The sequence below is a fragment of the Bariatricus sp. HCP28S3_A7 genome (assembly GCF_052066375.1).
Classification (GTDB): Bacteria; Bacillota; Clostridia; order Lachnospirales; family Lachnospiraceae; genus Allocoprococcus.
This window is the reverse complement of the sequence record NZ_JBQHSG010000055.1, coordinates 1-3,713: the sequence shown is the minus strand read 5'-3', so window position 1 is coordinate 3,713 and position 3,713 is coordinate 1. Positions and strand designations below refer to the sequence as shown.

The window sequence follows — 3,713 nt, the reverse complement described above, 5'->3', positions numbered from 1 at the left end:
CCGTATTATCGCTGTCAATCTGCCATTAGCTCCCAGACTGCGCGGTCGATTCTTTAAAGGACGGAAAAATAATTTGTCGTTTGCGTCTCCCTCAATTCGCTGTCCAACATTATACGCTCTGTCGGCGTTGCCCTGAAAATACCGTTGCCGCCGGGGAGGGCAAGGGCATTTGACGCGGCAGGAAAGCAGGGCTTTGTTTGGGGCTGGTAAGCCGGAAACAAAGGGCTGATTTCAGCAGCAGACAGGGCGTATTATGAAAGCCCCCGTCCCTCGTCCTCCGCCCCCGGCCTATGGGACAAAAAGTCCCAAAGCTCTGGACACCGTGACCAGATGTGTGGCCACACTCCGGGAAAAGTAGCAGGACGGCAGGAAACCGTCAAGGCTGAAATGAATGGGCTGACGCCCGGCCTTGACCGTTCCCCGCCGCCCCGCTGGATGGGTGGACAAGGTGGCCAATCCCTAAAAGTGTTTGGCCGCACTCGTTCATTTTGGGGCCTTTCTTCTCCCAAAATTGAAATGGGCGGGAAAGCCCTAAAATGGCTTTCCCGCCTTGATTACCCATTAGCAAAGACGGGCGAGACTGTCAACGGCGGCGCTGAAAGCGCCGTTCATCTTGACCGTTGACTGGCTCGCCTGGCTTTGCTACTGCCCGTAAGAGATGGAAAAACAAGATGGAAAACAAGGTTAAAAATGGTTGACAAGTCTATCGGATGTGTGTTATACTGTGCGACAGTTTGAGATTGGAAGGAGGCTTACGTGTGTTAATTTGTGTACGCTAATAAGCAATAAAAAGTAGAAGTACCTTTCCACATGATGGTGGGCTTTTTTTGCGTGCGTATGCAAAGGAACACGTAGGTTTGACACGAGCAGTCTTTGAACTGTATCGTGGTGTTTTTTCGTGCTTTGTTGTTATGCAGGCGTCTGCCCTCTCTGTGGGACAACGCCTGCTTTTTATTGCAGAAACAAAGGAACAATGCAATAAAAAAGGAGGTTCGCATTATGACCCAAAACAACAATTCATGGAGAAAAACTTATTTTACACTTCTTGCCGGACAAGCAATATCCTTTATTAGCAGCGGTATTTTGCAAATGGCCATTATCTTTTATTTGGTTGCGAAAACTAATTCTGCAATCATATTGACGGCGGCAACACTGATTGGATTTTTGCCGCAAGCCTGTTTAGGCCCGTTTGCAGGTGCTTTTGTTGACCGGCACAGCCGTAAAAGCGTAATGATTGGTGCGGATTTGATAATTGCCGCCGCTGGCGGTATTCTGGCGCTGGTGGCGTTTTACATGGAATTGCCCGTATGGTCTATTATGGTTGTCCTGTTAATCCGAAGTGCGGGAACTGCTTTTCATTCTCCAGCATTCAGCGCAGCAACACCTATGATTGTGCCAAAAGAGGAACTTACAAAATGCGCTGGTTACACGCAGACCATGCAAGCAGTAAGTGCGATTATCAGTCCAGCTGCCGCAGCGTTTTTATATGCTGTTTGGCCTCTTAATGCAATTATATTGTTAGATATTGTGGGTGCAATCCTTGCCTGTGTGACTGTTGCGATTTCGTCCATACCAACGCCTGAACTATGTCCAGAAACGAAAAGACAACAGTTTTTACAGGATATGAAAGAGGGGTATGTGGTATTAAAGCAAAACAGGGGCCTCTTTGCTCTGCTCTGGATTGGTGTAATTTATATGTTCTTTTATATGCCAATCAGTACGCTTTTTCCTCTCATCTGTATGTCATACTTCAAAGGAACACCGGCCCATGCCTCTGCCGCTGAAATTGCTTTTGCGGTTGGTATGCTGCTTGGCGGAGTCATTCTGAGCATTTGGGGCGGTTTTAAGAAACGGCGGTACACCATCGGTCTTTCCGTTCTCCTGATGGGCGTTAGCAATATGCTCTCCGGGCTTTTGCCGCCAGACGCATTTCTTGTCTTTGTTGTGTGCTGTACTGTTATGGGAATTTCCGCTCCATTTTACGGTGTGCAAAATGCGATTTTTCAAGAAACGGTCAAACCAGAATATCTGGGGAGAGTTTTTTCTCTACTGACAAGCGCCGCTTCCCTCGCCATGCCGTTTGGCCTTGTCATTTCCGGGCCTCTGGCGGAGCGGCTGGGAGTTGAGAAATGGTTTGTCATTTGCGGAATTGGCATTATCATCGTTGCGCTTGCCGTATTTTTACTACCCGGTTTGAGAGAGATTGACAATACGCAATAATCAACTGCACCTTTTTCTATTACTAAACAAAATGCCTGGATGGTGGTTCTGAAAAACCAGAACCGCCGTTCAGGCATTTTTTATCTTCGTCCTCTCTGCGGTTTTGGATTCTTCAGCAAGTCGGATTTTTCCGCAATCTTTTTCAGCCACTTCCGTTCTTCTACTGACAGCTTCCTAAAATTCAGCTTGAGCCGTTTGCAGATAAACGCCAAGTACGCTTGTTCCGTGTCGCTGTCCTGGCTGACGATTTCACCAGCAGTTTCCAGCATTTCTTTTAGCGGGTTATCCTCTGGGACGCTGAAAAAATCGTCCTTGTGTGTTTCCCGCAGAGCAAGGGCAATCCCGTTTATGTCCCGTTGTATCACATAGCGGCAAAACTCGTCCTCATCAATATGGGCGGTGATAAGCTGTCTTAACTGCGTATCACTCATGCCAGGATTATGCTTTTTTATAACAGTTGCGCTCATCGTGTCCACTATGGCGTTTGCACCCTGCGCCTGTTTCAGTGCCGTTCCGTTCACATAGATTTCAAGGTCAGCCATCAGCCGGGGGAAATCCGGGTGCGCCGCCAGCTCACACAGCAGGGTATTGTCTATCCTCCCGCTTTTCAGCAGGTCAATCATTTCATCACTCAAACGCAGGTCTGCAAGATCGGCGTTTGGGTGATTTTTCATTTCAGACAGCCCCAGCAGATAATCAGCGGTCACACCGTAAAACTTCGCCAGCCGGATAAGGGCATAGTGGCTGATGTCCTTGAAGTCTTCCGTTTCGTAACTGCCCAGCGCAGACTTGGAAAGCCCGGTCTGCTCCGCAAGCTGCCCCAGCGTCAAGCCACGCTCCACACGTAGGTCTTTTAATCGCTCTTGTATGGATAAAGACATATTCACCCTCCTTGCTAGCTCAACGAAAGAGAAGCCGTTATGCTATGTACTATGCTCATAGCATAACGGCATAGGCATTTACAGTTTTATTTTACCATTTGCTACATCTTCACGAAATTTATCAACAAGCTTCGCTGTCAGCTTGGATTTACCGTAGTGTTCAAGTACAAAAGTACGATAACTTTTTCCATCTACAAGCACATCACTTTTTCTGGTCAACAACCAATTTCCGTTACCTCCTCCCTGTTCTCTAATATTCCAGTCTTTCCCATATCTTTTATAGATTTCATCTTTTTTACCTTGAACAGACATTGATTCGCTTGGAATATAAACAATTTGCATAATAGCTCCTCCTTTATTTTGTGCAAGAAGACCAGAAACCTGAATTTGTCTTTTATCTTTTTTTGATTATATCACAAATCCGAGAGCGTGGAAATAGGGAGTTTTTCAGGCTGATTTCCTACCTCTTGGATATACGGCACAGGCGGTCAAAAAGGTGTAGACGGATCTTCGACACTTACTAACTGAATAAAACCTCAAAAACCGCGTAACTGCGGCTTTTTTTATGTCAAATTTTATAAAAATATTTGTTGTATGTGTTGTGTGCTGTTG

Annotated in this window: 3 protein-coding genes; 1 reads left to right on the top strand and 2 read right to left on the bottom strand. The window is 46.5% G+C overall.

What is annotated here, in order from left to right; translation table 11 throughout:
* Nucleotides 1–999 precede the first annotated feature (999 nt).
* On the top strand, nt 1,000–2,220 hold the full coding sequence (locus ACTNA4_RS15775) for an MFS transporter (RefSeq protein ID WP_002584949.1): 1,221 nt from the start codon (nt 1,000–1,002) through the stop codon (nt 2,218–2,220).
* A gap of 80 nt (nt 2,221–2,300) precedes the next feature.
* Here ACTNA4_RS15775 and ACTNA4_RS15770 read toward each other — a convergent pair whose 3' ends face one another.
* Nucleotides 2,301–3,101 (bottom strand): helix-turn-helix domain-containing protein, encoded by an 801-nt coding sequence (locus tag ACTNA4_RS15770; protein ID WP_002575858.1) that lies wholly within the window; start codon nt 3,099–3,101, stop codon nt 2,301–2,303.
* Between the two features lie 78 nt (nt 3,102–3,179).
* Nucleotides 3,180–3,443, bottom strand: coding sequence for a hypothetical protein (locus tag ACTNA4_RS15765; RefSeq protein WP_002575859.1), 264 nt, complete (start codon nt 3,441–3,443; stop codon nt 3,180–3,182).
* Between the last annotated feature and the right edge of the window lie 270 nt (nt 3,444–3,713).